This is a genomic window from Idiomarina abyssalis (genome assembly GCF_019797805.1).
Classification (GTDB): domain Bacteria; phylum Pseudomonadota; class Gammaproteobacteria; order Enterobacterales; family Alteromonadaceae; genus Idiomarina; species Idiomarina abyssalis.
In genome coordinates this window covers 1,660,221-1,683,482 of the sequence record NZ_CP081832.1, presented here as the reverse complement: position 1 = coordinate 1,683,482, position 23,262 = coordinate 1,660,221, and the positions used below count along the sequence as shown (strand labels likewise).

Annotated in this window: 19 protein-coding genes; 10 read left to right on the top strand and 9 right to left on the bottom strand. The window is 47.1% G+C overall.

Annotation, left to right across the window (positions count from 1 at the left end):
- Window positions 1-2 precede the first annotated feature (2 nt).
- A complete protein-coding gene (locus K5X84_RS08015) occupies window positions 3-647 on the top strand; it encodes a cytochrome b/b6 domain-containing protein (protein WP_222235539.1) in 645 nt (214 codons plus the stop codon).
- Here the strand turns inward: K5X84_RS08015 and K5X84_RS08010 are convergent, their stop codons facing one another.
- Window positions 648-1,112 (bottom strand): c-type cytochrome, encoded by a 465-nt coding sequence (locus tag K5X84_RS08010; RefSeq protein WP_222235538.1) that lies wholly within the window; start codon window positions 1,110-1,112, stop codon window positions 648-650.
- A gap of 142 nt (window positions 1,113-1,254) precedes the next feature.
- On the opposite strand from K5X84_RS08010, the gene K5X84_RS08005 reads away from it, so the two are divergent.
- Window positions 1,255-4,335, top strand: coding sequence for an amidohydrolase family protein (locus K5X84_RS08005; protein ID WP_222235537.1), 3,081 nt, complete (start codon window positions 1,255-1,257; stop codon window positions 4,333-4,335).
- Entirely contained in the window at window positions 4,335-5,636 is a 1,302-nt protein-coding gene (locus tag K5X84_RS08000) for an amidohydrolase family protein (RefSeq protein WP_222235536.1), read from the top strand. Before K5X84_RS08005 ends, K5X84_RS08000 begins: the two co-directional genes overlap by 1 nt.
- 76 nt (window positions 5,637-5,712) lie before the next feature.
- Here the strand turns inward: K5X84_RS08000 and K5X84_RS07995 are convergent, their stop codons facing one another.
- Complete coding sequence (locus tag K5X84_RS07995; RefSeq protein WP_054488372.1) at window positions 5,713-6,507, bottom strand: response regulator; 795 nt, start codon at window positions 6,505-6,507, stop codon at window positions 5,713-5,715.
- Between the two features lie 101 nt (window positions 6,508-6,608).
- On the opposite strand from K5X84_RS07995, the gene K5X84_RS07990 reads away from it, so the two are divergent.
- Both K5X84_RS07990 and K5X84_RS07985 read left to right on the top strand, forming a co-directional pair.
- Window positions 6,609-6,914 (top strand): STAS domain-containing protein, encoded by a 306-nt coding sequence (locus K5X84_RS07990; RefSeq protein WP_126779991.1) that lies wholly within the window; start codon window positions 6,609-6,611, stop codon window positions 6,912-6,914.
- Window positions 6,914-8,584: a PP2C family protein-serine/threonine phosphatase gene (locus K5X84_RS07985; protein WP_222235535.1), complete on the top strand. Its 1,671-nt coding sequence runs from the start codon at window positions 6,914-6,916 to the stop codon at window positions 8,582-8,584. Before K5X84_RS07990 ends, K5X84_RS07985 begins: the two co-directional genes overlap by 1 nt.
- Here the strand turns inward: K5X84_RS07985 and yciH are convergent.
- The 3 genes from yciH to K5X84_RS07970 are packed head-to-tail and all read right to left on the bottom strand — an operon-like array spanning window position 8,565 to window position 10,375.
- Window positions 8,565-8,900, bottom strand: a complete 336-nt coding sequence (yciH, locus tag K5X84_RS07980) for a stress response translation initiation inhibitor YciH (protein WP_222235534.1) — start codon at window positions 8,898-8,900, stop codon at window positions 8,565-8,567. The genes K5X84_RS07985 and yciH overlap by 20 nt on opposite strands.
- A gap of 5 nt (window positions 8,901-8,905) precedes the next feature.
- The gene (locus tag K5X84_RS07975) at window positions 8,906-9,664 is read right to left on the bottom strand and encodes a hypothetical protein (protein ID WP_199494159.1); all 759 of its coding nucleotides are present in this window, start codon (window positions 9,662-9,664) and stop codon (window positions 8,906-8,908) included.
- A 27-nt stretch (window positions 9,665-9,691) separates the two neighbouring features.
- On the bottom strand, window positions 9,692-10,375 hold the full coding sequence (locus tag K5X84_RS07970) for a sensor histidine kinase (RefSeq protein ID WP_199494160.1): 684 nt from the start codon (window positions 10,373-10,375) through the stop codon (window positions 9,692-9,694).
- A gap of 123 nt (window positions 10,376-10,498) precedes the next feature.
- On the opposite strand from K5X84_RS07970, the gene cysB reads away from it, so the two are divergent.
- The gene (gene cysB, locus K5X84_RS07965) at window positions 10,499-11,473 is read left to right on the top strand and encodes an HTH-type transcriptional regulator CysB (RefSeq protein ID WP_222235533.1); all 975 of its coding nucleotides are present in this window, start codon (window positions 10,499-10,501) and stop codon (window positions 11,471-11,473) included.
- A gap of 22 nt (window positions 11,474-11,495) precedes the next feature.
- Here the strand turns inward: cysB and K5X84_RS07960 are convergent, their stop codons facing one another.
- From K5X84_RS07960 to pabB, 3 genes are all read right to left on the bottom strand, one after another.
- Window positions 11,496-12,869, bottom strand: a complete 1,374-nt coding sequence (locus tag K5X84_RS07960) for an L-serine ammonia-lyase (protein WP_222235532.1) — start codon at window positions 12,867-12,869, stop codon at window positions 11,496-11,498.
- A gap of 96 nt (window positions 12,870-12,965) precedes the next feature.
- Window positions 12,966-13,580 carry a CoA pyrophosphatase gene (locus K5X84_RS07955; RefSeq protein WP_222235531.1) on the bottom strand — a complete coding sequence of 205 codons (615 nt, stop codon included), beginning with the start codon at window positions 13,578-13,580 and terminating at the stop codon, window positions 12,966-12,968.
- Complete coding sequence (pabB, locus tag K5X84_RS07950; protein WP_222235530.1) at window positions 13,577-14,959, bottom strand: aminodeoxychorismate synthase component I; 1,383 nt, start codon at window positions 14,957-14,959, stop codon at window positions 13,577-13,579. Before pabB ends, K5X84_RS07955 begins: the two co-directional genes overlap by 4 nt.
- 137 nt (window positions 14,960-15,096) lie before the next feature.
- Here pabB and K5X84_RS07945 point away from each other — a divergent pair, with 137 nt between their 5' ends.
- Entirely contained in the window at window positions 15,097-16,620 is a 1,524-nt protein-coding gene (locus K5X84_RS07945; RefSeq protein WP_222235529.1) for a fumarate hydratase, read from the top strand.
- Complete coding sequence (rmuC, locus tag K5X84_RS07940) at window positions 16,620-17,963, top strand: DNA recombination protein RmuC (protein ID WP_222235528.1); 1,344 nt, start codon at window positions 16,620-16,622, stop codon at window positions 17,961-17,963. The genes K5X84_RS07945 and rmuC overlap by 1 nt, the downstream gene beginning before the upstream one ends.
- Window positions 17,964-17,988: 25 nt before the next feature.
- On the opposite strand, the gene cysZ is transcribed toward rmuC, so the two are convergent.
- On the bottom strand, window positions 17,989-18,729 hold the full coding sequence (gene cysZ, locus K5X84_RS07935; protein ID WP_222235527.1) for a sulfate transporter CysZ: 741 nt from the start codon (window positions 18,727-18,729) through the stop codon (window positions 17,989-17,991).
- 144 nt (window positions 18,730-18,873) lie between these two features.
- On the opposite strand from cysZ, the gene smc reads away from it, so the two are divergent.
- Complete coding sequence (gene smc / locus K5X84_RS07930) at window positions 18,874-22,332, top strand: chromosome segregation protein SMC (RefSeq protein WP_222235526.1); 3,459 nt, start codon at window positions 18,874-18,876, stop codon at window positions 22,330-22,332.
- A 21-nt stretch (window positions 22,333-22,353) separates the two neighbouring features.
- Window positions 22,354-23,253: a cell division protein ZipA gene (gene zipA, locus K5X84_RS07925; protein ID WP_222235525.1), complete on the top strand. Its 900-nt coding sequence runs from the start codon at window positions 22,354-22,356 to the stop codon at window positions 23,251-23,253.
- Window positions 23,254-23,262: the final 9 nt, after the last annotated feature.

Here is a 23,262-nt window from a genome sequence, read left to right as displayed (position 1 = left end):
ATATGAAACAGAAAGGAAATTCTATTAAAGTATGGGACAGCTTTATCCGGGTGTTCCATGGCTTACTCATTGTTTTTCTGGGAGGGCTCTGGTGGACCGTCGAAAACGGCCGGATGGAGCTGCATAAAGATATTGGAGTGGCGCTGTTGGCTCTACTTGTGGTCAGAATAGGTTGGGGCATTTTCGGTAGTGAGAATGCGCGTTTTCATGTTTTTCTGAAATCGCCAGCCGCAATTTTAAAGCATTTGAGAAGGTTGTTCAGTGGTGCTTACGAAGCCGAAAATACGCACAGTGTAGCCGGTGGATGGGCGGTTATTTTAATGCTGGCGTTGTTGTTAAGTCAGGTGATGACAGGGCTATTTTCAACAGACGGGATTTTGTTTTCCGGTCCATTATCAAACTGGTTGTCATCTGATGGGCAAAAAGCAGTAACCAGCTGGCATAAGAGTCAGTTTGACGTCATATTAGTGGTGATTGCCATCCATATTCTGGCCGTGGTTTTTTACCGCTTTAAAGGGACGCCTCTTATTGCGTCAATGGTACACGGTTACCGCATAACCAAACAGCAAGCCCCTAACCTAAAACCCGGTTGGCAGGGCATGATATTAGCGGTTGCTGTTTGGCTCGTTTTAATGTTGTTGCTTTAATCAGTCTTTATAATTGTCGTGACAACCTTTACAGGTTTTCGCGGCATCCATAAATACAGGTTTAATTGAGTCAATTGAACCTTGCTGGCTAACTTCAGAGAGTTTTGCTGCGTATTCTTGTAAGTCGTTAGCGCGCTGCTGAAAGTCTTCCCAGTTGTCCCAAATTGCGGTCAGTGCATCGGAGTTGTCCCCCGGCATAGCACCTTCAACGGCGAAGCCGGACCATGGAATGCTGGACATTTTTTCAAAGTCGTCGGCCCTGCGCTGGAAAAAATCAGCATTGTATTCAACTTCGCCTTTAACCATGGCTGCCATAGCGGCAAAATTCTGTTGCATAACGGACAGGGCTTTTTGGCGGTACTCTACGGCTTTAGCGCCGTCGTTAAAGGCGTTTTCATCGGCAGAAACGTTAAACGAAAGGCCCATAAAGCCTGCTATAGCCGTTATTAATAATTGTTTTTTCATCGAAAACACTCCGGTTTGTTGAGTTCACTGATCGTTAATAATACACGATCTGTCGGTTAATGCTTGTCACCTCTATATATAACAAAGTAACTTGTCTTATGGGACAACCAGACTAAAAATAAGTCAAAATGGGGAACAATTCATGAAAAAAGTGCATCAGCTCAGTGCCTTGACGTTAGCAGTAACGTCTGTACTGACCGCTTCGGTTGCGGCTGATCAAACTTCCCGGACTAACGGGATGCGAGATAACACGCCGAGTCTGACCGCGATACAAAACGCAACAATCATAACCGAACCAGGGAAGTCTATTGAGAACGCGACTCTGGTTATAGAAAATGGCACCGTCCAGTCTATTGAGCGCAATAATCGTGCGCCGGCGGGTGCAAAAGTCATTGACGGAACTGGTTACACCATTTATCCAGGCTTTATCGACCCTTACGGAAGCTACGGTATAAAAGCCAGCGCCGAGCAAGAACGTTCGGATGCGCCAATTTATAATAATGAACGTGAAGGTGGTAATGCGGCCAATGACGCTATCCACTCACAAAAGCGTTGGTTTAGTGAGTTTAAAACGAACTCCGACGATGCGAAAAAGTGGGTTTCACAAGGTTTTACCAGTGTTCAGTCAGCAAATCTGGATGGTATTTTCCAGGGGCGTGCCGTAACGGTTTCGCTTGCTGATAAAATACCGAACGACGTCATTTATCAAAGCGAAGCCAAACATTTCGGTTCTTTTGACAAAGGTTCATCGCAGCAACAATATCCTTCGTCTTTAATGGGCAGTATTGCGTTGGTTAGACAGACGCTTTCAGATGCTAATTGGTACGAAAATTCTTACGGTAAACAATCACACAACCAACCGGTTGAGTTTAATGCGGCTCTGGATTCGTTGACGGACATTGAAAGTACCGGAATCGTTTTTAAAGTCAGTGACGAAAAATCACTATTGCGAGCTGATGATGTCCTTGACCAATTTGACGTTCCTTCCATTTATGTCGGTTCAGGTTATGAGTATTCTCGTCTGGAAGCTGTGAAAAACGCGGGTAGCGATTTGATTCTGCCGCTAAACTTTCCGGCTGCACCAGAAGTGGGTGACGTTGACGGCCATCTGGATGTCGATTTAGCCAAACTGCGTCATTGGGAGCGCGCCCCTTCTAACCCGGCAATGTTAGCTGAAGCTGGTGTTAACTTTGCGTTGACTCTGCATGACCTGGAGAAATCGGAAAGTTTCTGGCCTAACCTGCGTAAAGCCGTTAAGCATGGTTTAAGTGAAGACAAAGCTCTAGCTGCTTTAACAACGGTCCCGGCAAAAATTGCAGGTGTCGAAGACAAAGTGGGTAAGCTGGCACAAGGCTATATGGCCGACTTTGTCATGGTAAAAGGCGATTTGTTCGAAGACGGTACCATTCAGTCGGTCTGGTTACAGGGTGAAGAAAACGAACTGGTATCCAGAGATAAAGTCGACTTTGTTGGCACTTACACTATCGACTGGAATGATCGCGATGTTGAAATCTCGATTAAGCCAGGTCCAGTGCTTACTGGTGAAGTGAACGTTGGTGAGCAGTCTAGTGGGTTGCGTAATGTTCAGTCGGGCACTGAGTCTTTATCCTTTGTTGCTGACCTGGACATAGAGCCTGCGGGTAGCTGGCGCTTTAAGCTAGTGCCTGAGGCACAGCAAACATTTGCTGTAACGGCGGTTTCTCCAGCGGGTGAAGAAGTCACCTTACAGGCGCAGATGGATGCACCTGAAGGTGCCACTGAAACTCCAGAAGAAGATAGCCAGGTTGAATACGTCAGTGAGCTGACTTTCCCTAATGTTGCTTATGGTCTGGATGGCTTGCCAGAGCGTCAGGATGTGCTTATTCGCAACGTAACTGTATGGACAGCCACTGATGATGGCATTTTGGAAGAGACGGATGTCTTGGTCCGAAACGGTGAGTTTGCGGCTATAGGCGATAACCTGTCGGCTCCTTCCGGCGTCACAGAAATTGACGGTGCAGGCATGCATTTAACTCCGGGCATCATCGATGAGCATTCGCACATTGCTATAGAAGGTGGTGTGAACGAAGGTTCCGAGGCTGTGACTTCGGAGGTCAGAATTGGTGACGTGGTTAACCCGGACGATATTCACATCTATCGCTCGTTGGCCGGTGGTACAACTATGGCGCAATTGCTTCATGGTTCAGCCAACCCAATTGGGGGCCAGGCGCAGGTTATTAAACTACGCTGGGGTACCGATGCCAATATCATGAAGTTTGATGCTGCACCGGAGTCGATTAAATTCGCATTAGGTGAGAACGTTAAGCAGAGTAACTGGGGCGACAATATGACGGTTCGCTACCCACAAACTCGACTGGGTGTTGAGACTATCATGCGCGATGCTTTCCAGGCTGCACTTGAGTACCAGCAGCGTAAACAAGCTTATGACCGTATGAGCCGTTCGGAGCGTAATAAGGTTTCTGCTCCACGTCCGGACTATCGCCTGGATACGCTATTGGAGATTTTAAACAGTGAACGCTTTGTTCATGCTCACTCTTACGTTGCTTCAGAAATTCTGATGTTAATGGAAGTGGCTGAGGATTTTGGCTTCACGCTGGATACCTTCACCCACATTCTTGAAGGCTACAAAGTTGCTGATGAAATGGCTGCACATGGTGCCAGCGGTTCAACTTTTGCTGACTGGTGGGCGTATAAGTTTGAAGTTTACGACGCTATTCCACATAACGCGTGTTTGATGAAAGAGCGTGGCGTATTAACCAGTATTAACTCGGACAGCAACGACTTGCAGCGCCGTTTGAATACTGAAGCAGCTAAGTCAGTTCGTTACTGCGGTATGGAGCCACACGAAGCGCTGAAAATGGTGACGATTAACCCGGCCAAACAGCTAAAAGTTGATAACTATGTCGGCTCTATTGAAAAAGGCAAGCACGCCGACTTTGTTTTATGGAGTCATTATCCTTTAAGTGCGTATGCCCGCGCAGAGCAGACTTGGATAAATGGTCGTAAGTTCTTTGATCGTGAGCTGGACAAGCAACGTCAGCAAGCCGTTAAAGAAGAGAAAAACGCACTTATCCAGAAAGTTTTAGCAGCAGGTGATGATGCTAAGCAGGGTGCTAAAGATGGTTATAAACCGGAACAGCCAACCTGGCACTGTGATACTGAGCATGATTTTTGGCTGGATCACTTTACCGGTAAAGGGCATCAGCACGGAGGACAACACTAATGAATAAACTACTTACCACTGTTAGTGCCGCATTAGTTAGTGCGCTGACGCTGAATAGTGCAATGGCACATGATGAAGTTCCGGGTGAAAAGCAGCAGGCTCCTGTTGTGCTTCAGGGAGGAACTCTGCACACGGTATCTAATGGCGTACTAACTGACTCAGACTTAGTTTTCGAGAATGGGAAAATTACCGCTATTGGTCGTGATGTTAGTATTCCCCAAGGTGCCGAGGTTATTGATATTTCAGGAAAACACGTTTATCCGGGCGTTATTGCAATGGATACAACAATTGGTTTGAATGAAATTGAAGCGGTACGTGCTACACGAGATGCTCGCGAAGTGGGTGACATTCACCCGGAAGTAGCAGGGCACATTGCGTTTAACGCCGACTCGGAAATTATACCGACCGTACGTTATCACGGCATTACTCATGCTCAGGTAGTGCCTGAAGGCTCGCTTGTGGCTGGCCAGTCGTCGTTAATGCACCTCGATGGCTGGAATTACCAGGATGCGCTGGTTGCCGGTGAGCTGGGCGTGCACATTTCCTGGCCACGGACATACGTTGTTAATACCTGGTGGGAACGTCGTTCTGCCGAAGAGCAGCGTAAAGCCAATGAAGAAAATCGGCAGAAGCTGATGAAAGTATTTGCCGATGCTAAAGCTTACTACGACGCCAAGCAGGCTGATCGCGCTATTGATTTAGACCAGCGCTGGGAAGCTATGCTGGGACTGTTTGATGGCAGTAAAAAGCTGTATGTTCATGCTGATGACAAGCGTCAGTTGGAGCAGGCCATTGATACCGCTCAGGAATATGGGTTTGACTTGGTATTGATGGGCGCCAGAGATGCGTGGCGTATTGCCGACGAACTCGCCGAGCTGAATGTTCCGGTTGTTTTTGGCTCTCCATACGGTCTGCCAGGTCGTGACGATGAAGGTTATGATCAAGACTTTTCATCACCGGCTCGACTTGCAGAGGCTGGAGTGAACTTTGCGATTTCTTATCCTGGCTATTGGGACGTGCGTAACTTGCCTTTTGCGGCTGGTAATGCAGTCGCATTTGGTCTGGATCAGCAACAAGCGCTCGCGGCAATCACATTGAAACCTGCAGAGATTCTTGGCGTTGCGGATAAGCTGGGCTCACTGGAAGTCGGGAAAAGTGCCTCACTTAGCGTATCAGAAGGTGATTTACTGGACCCTATTGGGCAAAAGTTAACGCACCTCTATATTGACGGACGTAAAGTGAGCTTAAGTAGCCGCCATACCGAACTCTACGAGAAGTATCGCCAGAAACCATCTGAATAAAGACAATGTTTTAGTTAGGCAAACAAAAAAGCCCCTGTCATTTACGACAGGGGCTTTTCATTTCAGACATCCTAACTTAGCTATTTAGCAAGCGCGCTATAAGAGCTCTTAGCGTTGCTGGTTCAAATGGCTTATCCGTCAGGGCATCAACGCCACTTTGCTTCACATTGGCTAGTTGAGGCTCATTGGCGCGGGCTGTAACCATGAGTACCGGTGTATGAGCATGCGCTGAACTGTTACGAATGTATTGCGTCAGTTCGCTACCGTTGACTTGTGGCATATGAAAGTCGGTGACAATTAAATCAAACTGGTGTTCTGCCAGAATATCAATGGCTTGCTGTCCGTTCTCCGCTTCAACAAAGCTTTCAACACCAAGGTTTTCAAATACACGGCGCAGAACATGTCGCGAGGTCATACTGTCGTCCACAATTAACACTCTTAAGTCTTCGATATCATAGAGCTCAAGGTGCAGTGGTTCCGGCTCCATCATATCCATGGTGGCGGTTATGGCGCGTTGCAGCTGATCCGGCGTAAAAGGTTTGGGTAAAATGGCAATAATACCTGCTTGCTTGAACTGTTCGAGTTGATCCGCGCGATGTTCAGATGACACCAACATAAAATGTAAGGTATCTTTTAAGTCCTTAGCGTTAATAAACTGAATCAGCTCATGGGCAGTACCGTCGGAAAAATACATAGCACTGGTAACAATATCAGGTTGCCAACGAAGTATTTCTTCTTTGGCTTCTGCAATGGTTGAAGCGCCGCGGGTATGCTGAATACCTGCTTGATTCAGGTGTTGAGTAATGACTTTTCGTTGCACATCGGATGGTTCGATGAGCAAAATACGCAGTTCGTCGAAGGCTATAGCCATAATAAAATAACTAGGATTTATTGTGTCCGAAAGAGTAGGGTATTCAGCAGATAAACTCAATCAGAAAATCTGTGTTAAGCTCATTAAAAAAAGGGGGAAGTATGAGCGTTAGTCGCGATTTTTCAAATGATGGTAAGCAGTTAGTTATTGCCATAAAAGGTAAATTTGATTTTAGTCTGGTTCAGGAGTTTCGCCAGGCCTACAGTCATATTGGTGATTCCCAACCCACGGTTATTATTGATTTGAGGGAAACGGACTATTTAGACAGTTCTGCGCTGGGCATGTTGCTTAATATGCGTAAATCTCTGGGTAGTAGTGTCAAAGGTATCCAGCTAGTGAATGCGAAGCCTGACGTACGCCGTATTCTTGATATTTCGCGCTTTGATAAGATGTTTGTTATCGCTTAATGAAGGTTTTAATTGTTGATGACCAACCCGCAAACCAAGTCATGTTAAGCGGGTTAATTAAGCGTTTTGGTCATCAGGTAAGGTGCGCTTCAAACGGCATTGAGGCAATAGATGTTTTTTCTGATCTGGAGCCGGACGTCGTGTTGCTGGACGTTATGATGCCTATTATGGATGGGTTTGAAACCGCACCCTGTTTAAAGGCTTTAAGTGGCGATGTTCATCTACCTATTTTATTTATTACCGCACTGGATGATCAGGAAACCTTGCTGAAGTGTCTGGAAGCGGGCGGCGATGACTTCATTAGCGTGCCTTTCGAACCTGTAGTTTTGCAGGCTAAGTTGAATGCTCACGCACGGGTTCGTGAACTCAGTTATTCATTAAAAGGAAAAAATGAAGCCCTGGCTTATCACTCAAACCGTATGGAGCGCGAGCAAAACGTTGTCAGTCACATGCTGGCTAATGCTTTGCAGGAAAATGAAACACAATATCCTTTCCTGAAAACCTATCTGGCGCCTGCCAGCGAGTTCAATGGCGACTTAGTTCTGACTAAAGCCGGGCCCTTAGGCAACTTCTACCTTTTTGTTGGTGACTTTACCGGGCACGGCTTGGCACCGGCTACAGGGGCTCTTCCCGTTTCTCAAACCTTTTTTGATTTGGCTGATAAAGGCCTTTCAATAGCCAATATGGTTGAAGAGTTTAACCGCAAGCTGGTTAAACTCTTACCTGACGATATGTTTTGTGCTGCCTTCGTTGCGGAGTTATCGGCAAATGGCGAGCGCCTTACCTATTGGAACGGCGGAATTCCCGACGCTCTTTTGATTAATGAAGCTGGTCAGGTTGAAAATCGTTTGGTGCCGGAACATATGGCGTTAGGTATTTTGCCTCCTGAAGAATTTAGCAGTCAGGTCAGCCACTGCTTTATTGGGAAGGGCACCCGTCTTATTACTTATACGGATGGTGTTGTCGAAATGACAAACCAGGACGATGAAAGGTTGTCCGAGGATGGGTTTGAAGAATTATTGCGGCGCTATGCGTGCAAACGCGATTTTGACGGCCTGGTAACGGCTTTACAAAAGTTCCAGCAAGGTCAGGAGCAGTTTGATGATGTTTCATTGGTGTGCCTGGATTGTGCACCAACTAATTTGCCAGTCATAAGACCTGACACAAATGTGACGCATCTGCCTTTCCGGTTGGTAGTCTATTTAAAAGAAGATGAAATTAGAGGGCGCGATCCAATTATTAAGCTGGTCGATTCGTTGAGCCATCTGGAAGGTATCCGGGCACATAAAACAACTTTGTACTTATTGCTGGCCGAAGCCTTTAATAACACGCTGGAGCACAGTTTTCTTCAACTTGACTCTGAAATAAAACAGACAGGTCAGGGCTTTGATGAGTACTACCGGGCGCGTGAAGAGCGACTGGCAGAGTTGGAAGGAGTAGAGATAGAAATTGATATCGAGTATCGGCCAAAGAGCAGCCTGTTGTCTTTTAGCCTGTCCTCTAACAGCGAAAACGGTTTCAATGAATCTGTAAATGATACAGAAGAAGATGAGTCGCTGGCTTTCGGACGAGGATTACAGCTTATCAGGAATTTTTCGAGTCACGTCGAGTGGCGCGACAATGGGCGCTGCTTGTATATTGAATATGATCTTAGCCTCCCGAGCGCTTGACCTTGTAACCCTCTTTTTTCAACCAGCTTTCAATACTGTCCCTCTGGTCGCCCTGTAACTCAATTTCATACTCTTTAACTGCGCCACCAACACCGCAAAGCTGTTTTAATTTTTTTGCGATGCTTTTTAATTCTGCCTGGGGTTTGTTCAGTCCGTTGACAATAGTCACCCCTTTGCCTTTACGACCTTTAGTTTCCCGTCGCAGGCGCACAATACCGTCGCCTTCTGGAACACTTTCGGGTTCTGGTTCCGGATCAATTCGGCCTGAATCTGTTGAATATACTACTTGGCTGAGTTGCTCTTTCCAGTCGGACATGCCATTTACCACTTCTTCTTCGGTTGAAACAGTTCTTCTAAATCGTCTTCTTTTTTGTGTCTTTCTTTGTCTCGTGCGTGAGCATCTTTCAGTTCCTGAGCTATTTGCTCCAGCGCCTGTTTTATTGATTGCTGCCGCGAGGTTGTGTAATCATCACTGAAGTTCTGGTCTTCAATGGTGCGTAAAGCCTTCTCATAGTACTGACGAGCAGAGCCCAACATTTGACTTTCATAGGCGTGGCGGCCTCTGCGTATAAGAGTTTCAATACTGATTTTTAACTGCAATTTAGTTAAACGCTGATCCTCGACGCTAAAGACGTTACTGTCAACTCTGCCGCGCGAATGCTCGCTTCTCAGTGTTGCTCTTAAGCGCTTGAGCCCGTTTATCATGGCAATAATTTGTTTATTGTTTTGCGGAATCTCAAAGTCTTCACTAATAAGAGAAGTATCGTTGCGATCAACGCTTTGAATGCGCTCTTCGTAGTCCTTTATTCGTGCCTGATAGTCCTTTGAGGGGGATACGCTGTTCATATTCTTGAGCACTTCATAAGCGCGACTATTTAACACCGCCAGCATCGACTTACCAATAGGGAAAAAGCTCGACATGTGAATGAGGTCTTCGATTTGCTCAAGCGAGCTTCTCAAACGCGCCATTTTCTTGCGCCGTTCCAGCTCTAAACGTTGCTTATGTTGCTGCACCGCACCGACAACAATTGCCAGTATTATCAGTAATATAATCAGTGCGATAACAATGGTGTAAATCATATTACGCTCATTAGGTTATTATTGTTCTCAGGGTAATGTTAAAGAGAAAACACCACCACCTAAGTGTCCATTATTTTTTAGTTCGATAAAACCTTTTTTATCATTTCGTTCATGTGCATTTGCGATTAACTGCGCAAAGTAGAGCCCAAGGCCGGTTCGTGCCTGTTGAACCTTTAACTCTTGCATGAGCATAGCGGCATTTTTGAGCATAACAGGGGGAAAGCCATCCCCGTTGTCATGAACTCTGATTTGGCAGCCACCGTCATTTTTTGTTTGTACTTCAATAAAGAGTTTATCGGCGGTATAACGCATTGCATTAATGATGATGTCATTAAGCAAATTACAAATCAGGTCTCTGTCGAACCATGCTACAGCGCTCTCATCAATTTCTGTACTGACAGTAATACCGCGTTGCTCAAGGTACAGTTCGTTGTTTAATAACAGCTCTTCGACCAGCTCATCCAAATGATGTTGGTCGATATTTAATGGCAGCGCGTCGTTATTTTCACGATAGAGAGTCAACATCTGCATTAAACTGGAGTTGATGCGCTGAGCTTCGTAATGGACTTTTGCCATTTTTTCTGTTGCACTGCTGTCAGTGACCTGTTCAGATACTTCTTCTATCATTTGAATAAGTAAACACAATGAGTTTTTCATGTCGTGCACAGAGGACGCCAGTACGGTTGAAAAATCAAATGTGGGCTGAGTCATAGAAGGCAGTTCCTGCAATTTTGACAAATACCGTTGCTATCCGTTCTTTATTTGTCATAGTTATTAAGATTATTATAGTATTTTCTTATATCACATTTCGCAAACAGAGTGGCACGTTCCTCAATGAAATTACAGCAGTTACGCTACATTGTTGAAGTAATGAATCACAACCTGAATGTTTCCGCGACGGCTGAAAGCTTATTTACGTCGCAGCCGGGAATCAGTAAACAGGTGAGAATGCTGGAAGATGAGCTGGGCGTGCAGATATTTGGCCGGACAGGAAAGCATTTAACCCACGTAACACCTGCTGGTAAAGACATTATTTCGGTTGCACAACAAGTGCTGGATAGCGTTCAGTCAATAAAAACCGTTGCAGCTGAGCATACCTTGCCAGATCAGGGGAAACTCAATATTGCGACAACTCATACTCAGGCTCGTTATGCATTACCTGACGTTATTGAACGTTTTATTCAGCATTACCCTAAAGTGTCGCTGCATATGCATCAGGGGTCACCTGAACAAATTAGTGAAGCAGCAGCAAAGGGGCGAGCTGATTTTGCTATCGCCACTGAAGCATTGCACTTATATCATGATCTGATCATGCTGCCCTGTTATCACTGGAATCGTTCTATTGTGGTACCAAAATCGCACCCGCTTACGCAGCTCAGCAAAATAAGTATTGATGATATTGCTCAATTCCCGTTAGTGACTTACGTGCATGGTTTTACCGGTCGTTCTGAACTTGATAAAGCTTTCGCCGAGGCCGGGCATGAACCTAAAATTGTTTTTACGGCAACCGACGCTGATGTCATAAAAACTTACGTGCGGATGGGGTTAGGAATTGGTGTATTAGCGAGTATGGCTTATGACCCTAAAGTTGATACGGATCTTGTTGCGATACCGGCTGAACATCTGTTTGCGCACAGCACGACGAAGATAGGTTTCCGCCGAGGTACGTTTTTACGCACTTACATGTATGACTTTATAGAGAATTTTGCACCGCACCTAACCAGGGAGCAGGTACAAAAAGCGACGCAACTGAAAACTCAGGAAGAAATTGATAAGTTGTTTGAGAACTGCTCATTGCCGATGCGTTAAGCACCGGCAATGATTTGGGTCGTTAACATTCAATAATATTGACTGCCAAGCCGCCGCGAGCGGTTTCTTTGTATTTGGTTTTCATATCGTTTCCAGTGTCCCACATGGTTTTAATCACTTTATCCAGAGACACTTTATGGTCGCCTTCGCCTCGCATGGCTAAGCGGGCAGCGTTAATGGCTTTAACAGAACCCATTGCGTTTCGTTCAATACAGGGTACTTGTACTAAACCGCCCACAGGGTCGCAAGTTAAGCCAAGGTTATGTTCCATACCGATCTCTGCCGCATTTTCGACTCTGGATGGATCACCGCCCATAAATTCGGCCAGCGCACCTGCGGCCATTGAACAGGCAACACCGACTTCACCCTGACAGCCGACTTCAGCGCCAGAAATAGAAGCGTTTTTCTTATACAGAATACCGATAGCCGCTGAGGTTAGCAGAAAGCGCACGACGGCATCTTCGTCCAGGGTTTCGATGAATCTGTCAGCATAGCTCATTACTGCCGGTATAATACCTGCGGCACCGTTGGTGGGGGCTGTGACTATACGACCACCAGCAGCGTTTTCTTCATTAACGGCTAATGCGTATAAATCTACCCAATCCATTACCTGCATGGCATCGCTGGATTTTTCTTTCTTCAGGCGCTGATATAAAGACGACGCGCGACGGCGCACTTTGAGACCGCCGGGAAGAATGCCTTCGGTGGTAATACCGTTTTTGATGCTTTCCTGCATGGTGCGCCAGATTTTCATTAAACCGGCACGAATATCTTCTTCACTACGAAAGGCCTTTTCGTTGGCCATCATTAATGAACTCATGCGCATACCATGTTCTTTGCAATGCGCCAGAAGGTCAGCGGCACTGTCAAACGGGTACGGAATAGGTTTGGCGGACTGTTCTATCGCTTCTTCCAGAGTCTCGTCAAAGTCTTCATCGCGAACGATGAAGCCACCACCAATAGAGTAGTAAAGATCGCTATAGATTATCTCACCGTCTTTCAACAGCTTGAGCTCCATGGCGTTAGCGTGTTTCGGCATGGTTTTGCGGCGGTGAAAGGTAATAGCACCTTCACTCGGGAAGGAAACCTCCTTCTCACCCAATAAATTTAAAGTTTCGGTTTTACGCGTTTGTTCCAGAAAGTCCTCAACACTGTCAGTGTCGACGCTTTCAGGCGTTTCGCCTGCAAGACCAAGAATAACGGCTTTGCCCGTACCGTGACCTTTACCGGTTTGACCAAGCGAGCCGAACAATTCGACTTTTATGCCGTCGGCGTTGTCGAGATGCCCGGCTTCTTTTGCCATATGTAAAAAGTCATAGGCTGCTTTCATCGGGCCTACCGTATGAGAACTGGAAGGACCAATACCAATTTTATAGATATCAAAAACGCTAATCATAGTTATCCTTACCTGTCGCGCATGCTCGTTCTGATTATTATAGTATTGTCGCATGATTCATGTGGGGGGAAGCAAGTTTTAAACAAAAATAAGTGGTCAGTTCAGTGGTCTGAAATGATTTTTCCCGTCGGGTTGTAATTGTTCTGACAATTCGCGCAAGATCCCGGCGGTTGCCCCCCAAATATTTCGATGTTGCCAGGGGATGAAATACACCCGGTCGTAGATAAACTTACGAATACGGTAAACGTAGTGGTTTCCATGATCGAGAATATCAGCCAGTGGTACTTCAAAAATCTCTGCGACTTCACTTTCCTCGGCAACCAAGGGCTGTAGTGGTGAGACAAAAGCCACATAAGGGCGGATCATAAAATACGATAAGACCGGGTAGTCGTGTAAACGCCCTATGACTTCGACCTGACTGCGGGGCAGGCCAATTTCTTCTTCGGTTTCGCGCAGCGCAGTATCCAGCAGGTCAGTATCAGTATTGTCAAACCGGCCACCAGGAAAACTGATTTGGCCTGCGTGTTTACGCAGTTTACTGGAGCGCCGGGTGAGTATGAGTGAGAGTCCGTGTGGTCGCTCAATAATTGGGATTAACACCGCTGCCGGACGCAAACGCTTACGCAACGGCTCATCAATTCTGCGCTCAACCGGGGGGGATGGGTAAAGGCTAAAGCGACGAATAAAGTCTGCGCGGGTGTTAATCGTCATGATGCTAATACCGGCAGGATGCGTGACACTTTGTCCTTAGTCTCCTGATACTCCTCAGAGGCCGTTGAGTCCGCGACCAGACCTCCGCCGGCCCAGCAGTAAAGCTGACCGTCTTCGGCAAGCAGTGTACGAATGGTAATGCTGGTGTCACTGCGCCCGTGCTGAGAAAAATAACCCATACTACCGCAGTAAATATTACGACGGTGTGGCTCTAGCTCTTCAATGATCTGCATGGCCCTAATTTTAGGGGCTCCGGTGATAGAACCGCCGGGGAAAGCGCCGTTGAACAGGCTCAATGCGGTGCGGCCGGGTTGCAGTTTGCCAATAACCGTTGATACCAGGTGGTGAACTGCAGGAAAGCTCTCTATGGCAAATAAGCTGGGGGTTTTAATGCTGCCCGGCTCACAGTTCTTACTCAAGTCGTTACGCAGCAAATCAACAATCATCAGGTTTTCTGCCCGGTCTTTTTCTGAGATTAACAGAGCATGCTGGCTGGCTTGATCTCTGTGCGTATCGTCAAACCGCGGACGCGTACCTTTAATGGGTTTTGTTTCTACCTGACCCTTGGCATCGGTGAGCAAAAAGCGTTCCGGCGACAGGCTCAGAATAGCGCTGCCGGGAAGTCGCATAAAAGCAGAAAATGGTGCTGAATTCGCTTGCCGTAACTTCAGGTAAGCCGACCATTCACTGCCTTGATACCTGGCTGAATATCGCTGTGCTAAATTGATCTGATAGGCATCACCAGCCAGCAGATAGTTTTGTACCGCGTTAAATTTCCCGGTGTACTGCTGCTCGCTCATGTTGCTTTGCCAGTCGCTGACTAATTGAAAGGCTGCAGCCTTCTTAGGCTTCGTGGTCTGGTTCCAAAACTCGGTTAGCTCTTCTAACTGATCGACTGGCGCAACTAGCCATACCCTGTCGTTCTTCCGGTCGATAATCAACGCCTGGCTGTAATAGGCCAGTACCGCATCGGGAGACTGGTAGGTATCCGCATTAAACTCAGGAATGACTTCCAGTGAACGACCATGGTCGTAGCCAACAGCGCCGGCAAAGCCACCCTGAAAAGGCAGTTCAGCAGGCCCGGAATAATGACCGGATAACAGATTCAATTGCTCGGCATAATGACAAAGCTCGGCTGCCGACTCGGGAGCGGGGGGAAGTTTTGACGGCTTGTCTGTTGTTATTTTCAGTTTGCCTGCTTTACAACTTAAAACCAGTTCTGGCTGTCGGAAGATAATATCATAGGCACAGTTTTCATGGCTTTGTGCAGCAGAGTCCAGTAACAGTGCGTAGCTTTCATGCTGACAGCGCTGAAACAACTCAATAGCTGAGGCCTGGCAATTAAGTTTTATCGCACAGAGATCCGGGAAAACACTCACATCATGCTCGCAATTCAGGCTGGTTACTCATTACCAATATACTACCACAGCAAATATTCGCCGGTCAGTGGCACTGGTCAGTTGTTAGCGAAAACGCTATTATAGCGCCACGCAAAAGTTAACCAAGAGGCAGTTCCATGACCACCATTCGTCAGGCCGATTTTATTGACAGTATTGCCGATGCGTTGCAGTACATTTCTTATTATCACCCACTGGATTTTATTAAAGCACTGGATGAGGCATACCAGCGTGAAGAGAGCGAAGCGGCAAAAAATGCCATTGCTCAGGTACTGACTAACTCGCGTATGTCTGCACAAGGGCACCGTCCGATTTGTCAGGACACCGGTATTGTCACCTGTTTTGTGAAAGTGGGCATGGGTGTGCAGTGGGATAAAACCGACCTGACCGTTCAGCAAATGGTGGATGAAGGTACCCGTCGTGCTTATAACAACCCGGACAACCCACTGCGTGCATCGATTGTGGCAGACCCCGCGGGCGCCCGTAAGAACACCGGCGACAACACACCGGCTGTGGTTCACCTAGATATGGTCGCGGGCAATGAAATTGAAGTCATGATTGCCGCTAAAGGTGGTGGTTCTGAGAATAAATCGAAAATGGCCATGCTTAACCCAAGTGACTCTATTGCCGATTGGGTTGTTGAAACTTTGCCCAAGATGGGCGCTGGCTGGTGCCCACCGGGTATGCTGGGTATTGGTATTGGCGGTACGGCTGAAAAGTCTGCGGTATTGGCAAAAGAATCCTTAATGGAGTCTGTCGACATCCATGAGCTTATTGAGCGTGGCCCGCAAAATGCCGAAGAAGAGCTGCGTTTAGAAATTTTTAACCGCGTTAACGCGTTAGGTATCGGTGCTCAGGGCTTGGGTGGTTTAACAACGGTGCTGGACGTGAAGATTAAATCACTGCCGACCCACGCAGCCTCTAAGCCGGTGACCTTAATTCCAAACTGTGCGGCTACTCGCCACGTTCACTTTACGTTAGACGGTAGTGGTGCAGCAGATTTAACTCCGCCTAAATTAGAAGACTGGCCGGATGTCACCTTTGAGCTAGGCGATGATGCTCGTCGGGTGAACCTGGATGAAGTAACTAAAGAAGACATTCAGGACTGGAAAATGGGTGAAACTGTGCTCTTGTCCGGTAAGTTACTCACTGGTCGCGATGCCGCTCACAAGCGCATTAAAGGCATGCTGGATAACGGCGAAAAACTACCGGTTGATTTCAACAACCGCTTTATTTACTACGTAGGGCCAGTAGATCCTGTGGGTGATGAAGTTGTTGGTCCGGCAGGTCCTACAACTTCAACTCGTATGGATAAATTTACTGATCAGATGCTGGAAGAAGCCGGCATTATCGGCATGGTCGGTAAAGCAGAGCGTGGCCCTGAAGCCGTAGAAAGTATTCGTAAGCACAAAGCCGTTTATCTGATGGCCGTTGGCGGCGCGGCTTACTTAGTGGCTAAAGCTATTAAGAAATCTCGTGTGGTAGCCTTTGAAGATTTAGGTATGGAAGCCATTTACGAATTTGAAGTGGAAGACATGCCGGTCACTGTTGCTGTGGATAGCGATGGTCAAAACGCGCATACTCAAGGTCCTGCTATTTGGAAAGCCAAAATTGCTGACCTTAATGAAAAATTAGGAGCTTAATGATGTCGCTGGCACTGTGGCAATGGATGGTAATAATTGGAGTGCCGGTTGTGACTGTCATTACGGCGTTGTTGTTGCTTTGGCAACAGCAGCGCCGTTTACGTTTACAGGCAGAGCAGCAAAATACGGCACTGGAACAGGACTCAGATATTCTTCGTGAGCGCGTTGATGAGCTTCAGCGTGAAGTGTATGAAAAAGACAGTCGTTTGCGCGAAACGCTGGCCAGAGCTGAGCATGAGCAGAAAACCGCAGAAGAGAAGCTGAACTTATTAAAAGTCAGTGAAGAACGTCTGACCCAACAGTTTGAGAACCTTGCAAATCGTATTTTCGATGAAAAGTCGAAAGGACTGCAACAGCATCATCAACAGTCCTTGCAGGCTACGCTGGAGCCTTTCAAACAACAAATTGATGCGTTTAAAAAGCAAATTACTCAGCAGTATACTGACGAAACCAAAGAGCGCTCTGCTTTAAAAAATGAGGTTATGTCGCTTAAGGATTTGAATCGCCAAATGGCGTCTGAAGCTGAAGCATTAACCCGCGCATTAAAAGGCGACACCAAGCAACAGGGGAACTGGGGCGAGGTAGTACTGGAGCGTATTCTGGAGCAGTCCGGTCTGCGTGAAGGGCACGAGTATCAGACACAAGCGCATCACCGCGACGAAGACGGCAAGTCGTTCAAGCCCGATGTGATTGTGCATTTGCCGAATAAAAAAGACGTAGTTATCGACTCAAAAGTTAGTTTGTCGGCTTATGAGCGGTATTTTAATTCTGACGATGATGCAGACCGCGAACGGGCGTTAAATGAGCATGTTCAGTCGCTAAAGCAACACATAAAACAGTTGGGTAAAAAGAGCTACCATCAACTGGAAGGGTTACGCACGCTGGATTACGTGTTGATGTTTATTCCTATTGAGCCGGCGTTCTTGCTGGCGGTTGATCGTGATCCTGAGCTTATTCGGCTGGCGCTGGACAACCAGATTATGCTGGTAAGTCCTACGAATTTACTGGTTGCGCTGCGTACCGTTCACAATATCTGGCAGTATGAGTATCAGAACCAGAATGCTGAAAAAATAGCGACCGATGCCGCACGTTTGTACGACAAGTTTGTGGGTTTTGTTGAAGATTTAGAAAAAATTGGTAACGGCTTACAAACGTTGGATAACCGTTATCAGGAAGCCATGAAGAAGCTGAGTACCGGGCGCGGTAACCTCATAGGCCGAGTGGATAAATTCCGTCAGATGGGTGTGCAAACGAATAAGCGATTAAATCCGGATTACCTTGATTCCGAAGAAACCTCTCCGGAAGGTATTGAATCCGATGGTGCAGATAAGAAAAACGACTGAGCCAACGCTCAGTCGTTTACTTTTATCAACTTAATGCACTGCGACGATAATGATCAACCCACAATGAGGTCGCGCCACAAACCGCCAGCGGCATAATAATTAAATTAATCAGTGGTATCATGGTTAGTACGGTGACACCGAAACCAAACCCCAGTGTTTTACCGCGGCGTTTATGCAACTCGGAACGCATCCTCGGGAAGGACAGTTTGTGATTATCGAACGGGTAATCAAGGTACTGTATCGACATCATCCAGCAAACAAAAATATACCAAAGCACCTGCCCGATAACGGGAATAATGAGCGACAACAGAAAAAAGCCAAGCGCTCGGGGAATGTAATACATGAGTTTCTGCATTTCCCGTTTTAAAGTTCTTGGAATGTCCTTAAACAGACCTAAGAATCCCTCGTCGCCTAAGTTCTCGCCGCTTTCATAGCGCTCAACTTTTTCTGCCAGAAGCCCGTTAAAAGGGGCCGCAATTAAATGCATGATGGTGCTAAAAATAAACGAGAAGAGCGCAATAATGGTAATAACTGCAAGTGGCCATAAAAGAAATTCCAGCCATTGGAAAAAGTCGGGCAGCCAGCTCATAAAGCGATTCAACCAATAGTCGACTTGGCTATACAGCCAGCTGAAAGCAAGCGAGAACAGGATAAGGTTGGTCAGAATAGGTACTACGACGTAACGACGAAGGCCCTTAGTTCGGATAAGTTGTAACCCTCGACCTATGTAAGCAAGTCCAGAATCGCTGTAGGCTGCTTTTTGCATGAAAACTCCAGAGGTTTAAATTTGCTTATTATAATAAGGCAATACAGTGGCAATGTGAGGGCTAAATTGTTACAAATGGCTACCGGATCTGCTAGAGTCTTGTGATAATAAACTGTCGTGTTAATAACGAATAAAAACAACTGAATGCGCCTAAAACACATCAAACTGGTTGGTTTTAAATCTTTTGTGGATCCAACCAAAGTTCCTTTCCCTGACCAAATGACCTGCGTCGTCGGTCCGAACGGCTGTGGCAAATCCAATGTGATTGATGCCGTGCGCTGGGTGCTGGGTGAAAGTTCAGCCAAAAACCTGCGTGGCGATGCCATGAGCGATGTGATTTTTAATGGCTCCAGTGCCCGTAAGCCGGTTTCTCAGGCCAGTGTTGAGCTGGTATTTGATAACAGTTCGGGACGTATTCAGGGTGAGTACGCGGCATTCAATGAAATTTCAGTTAAGCGTCTGGTGACCCGAGACGGCCAGTCGAACTATTTTTTGAACGGCAGCCGTTGCCGACGCCGTGATATTACCGACCTATTTCTGGGAACCGGACTGGGTCCGCGAAGTTACGCCATTATTGAACAAGGCATGATTTCCCGCCTGATTGAATCACGTCCGCAGGAACTGCGGGTGTTTATTGAAGAAGCCGCAGGCATTTCAAAATACAAGGAACGTCGTAAAGAAACCGAAAACCGGATGCTGCATACACGCGAGAACCTTGAACGCCTGAGTGACGTTCGCGAAGAGCTCGGTCAACAGCTCGAGAAGCTTGAGCGTCAGGCAGCTGCTGCCATTCGTTATAAAGAACTGAAAGCCAGTGAGCGTAGATTTAAAGGTGAACTGCAGGCCCTGCGCTGGCTGAAATTGGATAATCAACGACAGCAGTTGCAGGCGCAGTACGCAGAGCAGCAAACGGAGCTTGAACGCTGGCAGGCACAGCAAAGTGGTGATGAGCTGGGTGCCATTGAGCTGAAAGAGCAGGCAGAAGAAGCGCGCGATAAGGTTGAGCAGTCGCAGGAAAAGATGTTCTCGGTGGGTAATGAAATAACCCGTATTGAACAAACACTGAAACATCAGCAAGAGTTAAAAGAGCAGCGCAGCCAGCGGCAGCAGCAGTTAAATGAAGAAATAGAGCAGCTTAACGAGCAACTGGCGGATGATCGCCTGCAAAGAGAACAACTGGAAGAGCAGCAACTGATGCTGGAGCCTCAGCTGGAGCAGGTTGAGGAACAGCTCGAAAGAGTATCAGAACAGTCTCAACAAGCTAATGAGCAATGGCGGCAGTGGCAGCAACAACAAAGACAACACCAACAACAGCAACGCGATGTTGAAAAACAGCGACAGCAGGCGCAACTGAAGCTGCAAGAGCTCAAACAAAGCCAGCAATATGCGTTGCAACAAGTCGAGCAACTTCACAGCCAGCAACAAGAGTTGCAGCAACAGGAACAAGCATTATCTGTCGACGAGAACGAACAGGCTCTGGTTGAGTTAAAGGGTCAGCTGGAGCAGGGAGAAACTCGGTATCAGCACAGTAAAGACCAACTGCAGAAACTTCAGCAAGCTCTTAAAGAACAACAGGAACAACATCGACAGACTCAACAGCAACAAGATAAAGCTCAGGCTCAGTTAACCGCCATTGAGCAATTGCTGGAAGGGAAGCAAAATAACGACAGCCGCAGTGAAAGATGGATACAGGAGAAGTATCCAGACAACTTGAAGGTCAGGGAATTACTGCAGGCTGAAAGTGGCTGGGAAATGGCGGTTGAACAGCTGGCTTATGACTGGTTGGATGCCGTGGTTCTGGAGCAAGCTCCGGAAGACACACAAGCAGTTTCCGGTGTAAAGTTGATTTGGCCTGCAAGCGCACAAGAGCCCGAGAGCTGGTCGCTGGCTAATAAAGTCAAAGGTCCATTACGTTATTGGGCGCCGTTGCAGCAGTGCCTGGCAATTGAACAGGAAGCAAGTGCGAGACAGCAGTTGCAACAGAGTGAGGCCAGTTTTGCCGTGTCGAAAGCCGGTAACTGGTATTGGCAGGACGGCTTTATTGCAGCTCGTGTTGACGAGGATAATAGTGTCCTTCACCTGCAGACACAGCGTCAGAAGTTACTCGAACAATTGGAGTCGCTGGCAGCCAGATTGTCTGAAAGTGAAGCGCAGCTGGAACAGACTCAGACGAAGGTTGAGCAGGCACAAGAGCAACTGGAGCAGGTTCAGGAGCAGGTTCAGCAGACTCGTAATCAGCAGGGTAAAGTCGAAGAGCGATTGCAGTGGAATATGCAGCAGGCTGAGCAAATACAGCAGCAATTAGCGAACGTGCAAGATAAGCAGCAAGAGCAACAACTGCATGCTGAAAGTTCGGCAGAGCAGCAACAGCAAATTGAAATGCAGCTGGAAGAGTTTGAATCGATGCTGGAACAAACTGAGCAGGTTGATGAAGACTTTGGCGCACAATTGGAATCTAAAGTTCGTGCCGAAGATGAACAGTTGCAGCAACTGCGCAGTCAACAGCAACAGATGACACTGCAACAGCAGAATTTACAGGCTCAGGCCGCGCAGTTGCAGAAGTTACTGCAACGCAGTGAACAACGCTACCAGCAACTTCTGCAGGAACGCAGTGAGCAACAGGCTGCAGACACAGATGAGAATCAAGATGCACTCGATGAGCGGTTGACGGAGTTACTGGATGAGCGCGGTGAAGTTGCGGAACAATTGCAGGAGCAACGCCAGCAATTGTCGCGGTTAGAACATGACTTGCAACAAATAACTCAGGGACAGAGTGCAATTCAAAGCAAAATAGGTCAGGCCAAAGAGGCGATGCAAACCACTGAAATTGAGCAGGTTAAGCTTCAGGAACGCAGTCAGGCCGTGCTTGAAACTCTGGCTGAGACAGGTCTTACTTTGAAAAGTATATTGGAAGAGCTGTCCTCTGAAGCTGACGAAAAGCAGTGGCAACAAGATCTGGAATCAATACAGAGTAAGATAAAACGACTCGGTGCGATAAACTTAGCGGCAATTGATGAAGCCGAAGCGCAAAGAGAACGTAAACAGTATCTCGACCAGCAGGTGGATGATCTATCATCGGCGTTAGATACTCTGGAAGCTGCTATCCGTAAGATTGACAAAGAAACGCGTCACCGGTTTAAAACAACCTTTGATGCAATAAACCATGATTTACAAATTTTGTTTCCTAAAGTTTTTGGTGGTGGTAGTGCTACGCTGGAACTTACCGATGATGACTTACTGGAAACAGGCGTTACTATCATGGCACGGCCACCGGGTAAGAAAAACAGTACAATTCATTTGCTGAGCGGTGGAGAAAAGGCGCTGACCGCATTATCATTGGTGTTCGCGATATTTCGCTTGAATCCGGCACCCTTTTGCTTGCTAGATGAGGTTGATGCACCGCTAGATGACGCCAATGTGGGTCGTTTTTGTCGCCTGGTCAGTGAAATGTCGGAATCGGTACAATTTATTTATATTAGTCACAACAAGGTGGCTATGGAAATGGCAACTCACCTGGCCGGGGTCACCATGCAAGAAGCGGGTGTCTCGCGGTTAGTAGCCGTTGATGTGGAACAGGCTGTGGCGATGACAGACGCTGGTTAAAACAGGCTTTATGGAGCGAAAATGGGCAGTTTACAAATTACCCTTAGTATTCTTGGGATTCTGGCAATAGCCGGCATTGTTGCACATGGCGTCTGGAAAATACGTAAAGGCAATGCGCAACAGCGTCAACGTGAACAACGCGTCGCTGAAAATAGGCAACAACAGTCGTCAGCTTTTGATGACGACGGTATAGGCGAAGTACGTGTCGTTAAACATAAGGCGGAAGAAGCGGCAGAAGCGAAAGAGTCTGTTGCGCCTGAACTAAGCTCTTCGACCTCAGAGAAAGAGGACGACAACGAGCATATTGAACAAATGTCGATGGATTTAGATCGTGATGACGAGCTTTCCGAGTCACTACCCTCTATGCGTGTCAGTAATGAAGAGCAAGTTGACGTTGAGCAAACGGAGCTTAAATTCGACGATAACGACGAACATGACGAGGAAGTCGAGCAGTACGAAACGTTAGAGGAAGATAATCAGAAAAACTCTGAAGATTTTGAGGCGGTTCCGGAAGAAGTTATTGCCTTGCATGTTAAGGGGCCGGTACAAGGCGCTGTCTTATTGCAAATGATGACTGAGCTGGGCTGTAAGTTCGGCGATCTGGGTATCTTCCATCGCTATGAAAATACGGCCGGTACGGGACCGATGATTTTCAGTGTGGCGAATATGTTCAACCCGGGAACTTTTGATCTGGATAATATGGAAAACTTCGAAACTGAAGGTGTTGCCTTTTTCATGGCATTACCCATGAAGTTTGACGGCCAGCAAGCCTTTAATATGATGCTTAATGCGGCTAAGAAGCTCGCCACCGAAATTCCGCAAGGACAGGTTTTGGATGGGCAGCGCCAGTTATTGACCCGCCAGTCGATTCACGAAGCTCGCCAACGTATTCGTGAGTTTGAACGTAAACATTCAGCTTAACTACAGGTC

What these genes read in the sequence shown, in the direction of transcription:
- K5X84_RS08005 (WP_222235537.1), top strand. Translation starts at nt 1,255, where the DNA reads ATGAAAAAAGTGCATCAGCTCAGTGCCTTGACGTTAGCAGTAACGTCT.
- K5X84_RS07960 (WP_222235532.1), bottom strand. Translation starts at nt 12,869, where the DNA reads ATGATTAGCGTTTTTGATATCTATAAAATTGGTATTGGTCCTTCCAGT.
- K5X84_RS08015 (WP_222235539.1), top strand. Translation starts at nt 3, where the DNA reads ATGAAACAGAAAGGAAATTCTATTAAAGTATGGGACAGCTTTATCCGG.
- K5X84_RS07975 (WP_199494159.1), bottom strand. Translation starts at nt 9,664, where the DNA reads ATGATTTACACCATTGTTATCGCACTGATTATATTACTGATAATACTG.
- yciH (WP_222235534.1), bottom strand. Translation starts at nt 8,900, where the DNA reads ATGTCCGACTGGAAAGAGCAACTCAGCCAAGTAGTATATTCAACAGAT.
- rmuC (WP_222235528.1), top strand. Translation starts at nt 16,620, where the DNA reads ATGATGTCGCTGGCACTGTGGCAATGGATGGTAATAATTGGAGTGCCG.
- cysB (WP_222235533.1), top strand. Translation starts at nt 10,499, where the DNA reads ATGAAATTACAGCAGTTACGCTACATTGTTGAAGTAATGAATCACAAC.
- cysZ (WP_222235527.1), bottom strand. Translation starts at nt 18,729, where the DNA reads ATGCAAAAAGCAGCCTACAGCGATTCTGGACTTGCTTACATAGGTCGA.
- K5X84_RS07990 (WP_126779991.1), top strand. Translation starts at nt 6,609, where the DNA reads ATGAGCGTTAGTCGCGATTTTTCAAATGATGGTAAGCAGTTAGTTATT.
- K5X84_RS07985 (WP_222235535.1), top strand. Translation starts at nt 6,914, where the DNA reads ATGAAGGTTTTAATTGTTGATGACCAACCCGCAAACCAAGTCATGTTA.
- zipA (WP_222235525.1), top strand. Translation starts at nt 22,354, where the DNA reads ATGGGCAGTTTACAAATTACCCTTAGTATTCTTGGGATTCTGGCAATA.
- K5X84_RS07955 (WP_222235531.1), bottom strand. Translation starts at nt 13,580, where the DNA reads ATGACGATTAACACCCGCGCAGACTTTATTCGTCGCTTTAGCCTTTAC.
- K5X84_RS07945 (WP_222235529.1), top strand. Translation starts at nt 15,097, where the DNA reads ATGACCACCATTCGTCAGGCCGATTTTATTGACAGTATTGCCGATGCG.
- smc (WP_222235526.1), top strand. Translation starts at nt 18,874, where the DNA reads ATGCGCCTAAAACACATCAAACTGGTTGGTTTTAAATCTTTTGTGGAT.
- K5X84_RS07970 (WP_199494160.1), bottom strand. Translation starts at nt 10,375, where the DNA reads ATGACTCAGCCCACATTTGATTTTTCAACCGTACTGGCGTCCTCTGTG.
- K5X84_RS08000 (WP_222235536.1), top strand. Translation starts at nt 4,335, where the DNA reads ATGAATAAACTACTTACCACTGTTAGTGCCGCATTAGTTAGTGCGCTG.
- K5X84_RS07995 (WP_054488372.1), bottom strand. Translation starts at nt 6,507, where the DNA reads ATGGCTATAGCCTTCGACGAACTGCGTATTTTGCTCATCGAACCATCC.
- K5X84_RS08010 (WP_222235538.1), bottom strand. Translation starts at nt 1,112, where the DNA reads ATGAAAAAACAATTATTAATAACGGCTATAGCAGGCTTTATGGGCCTT.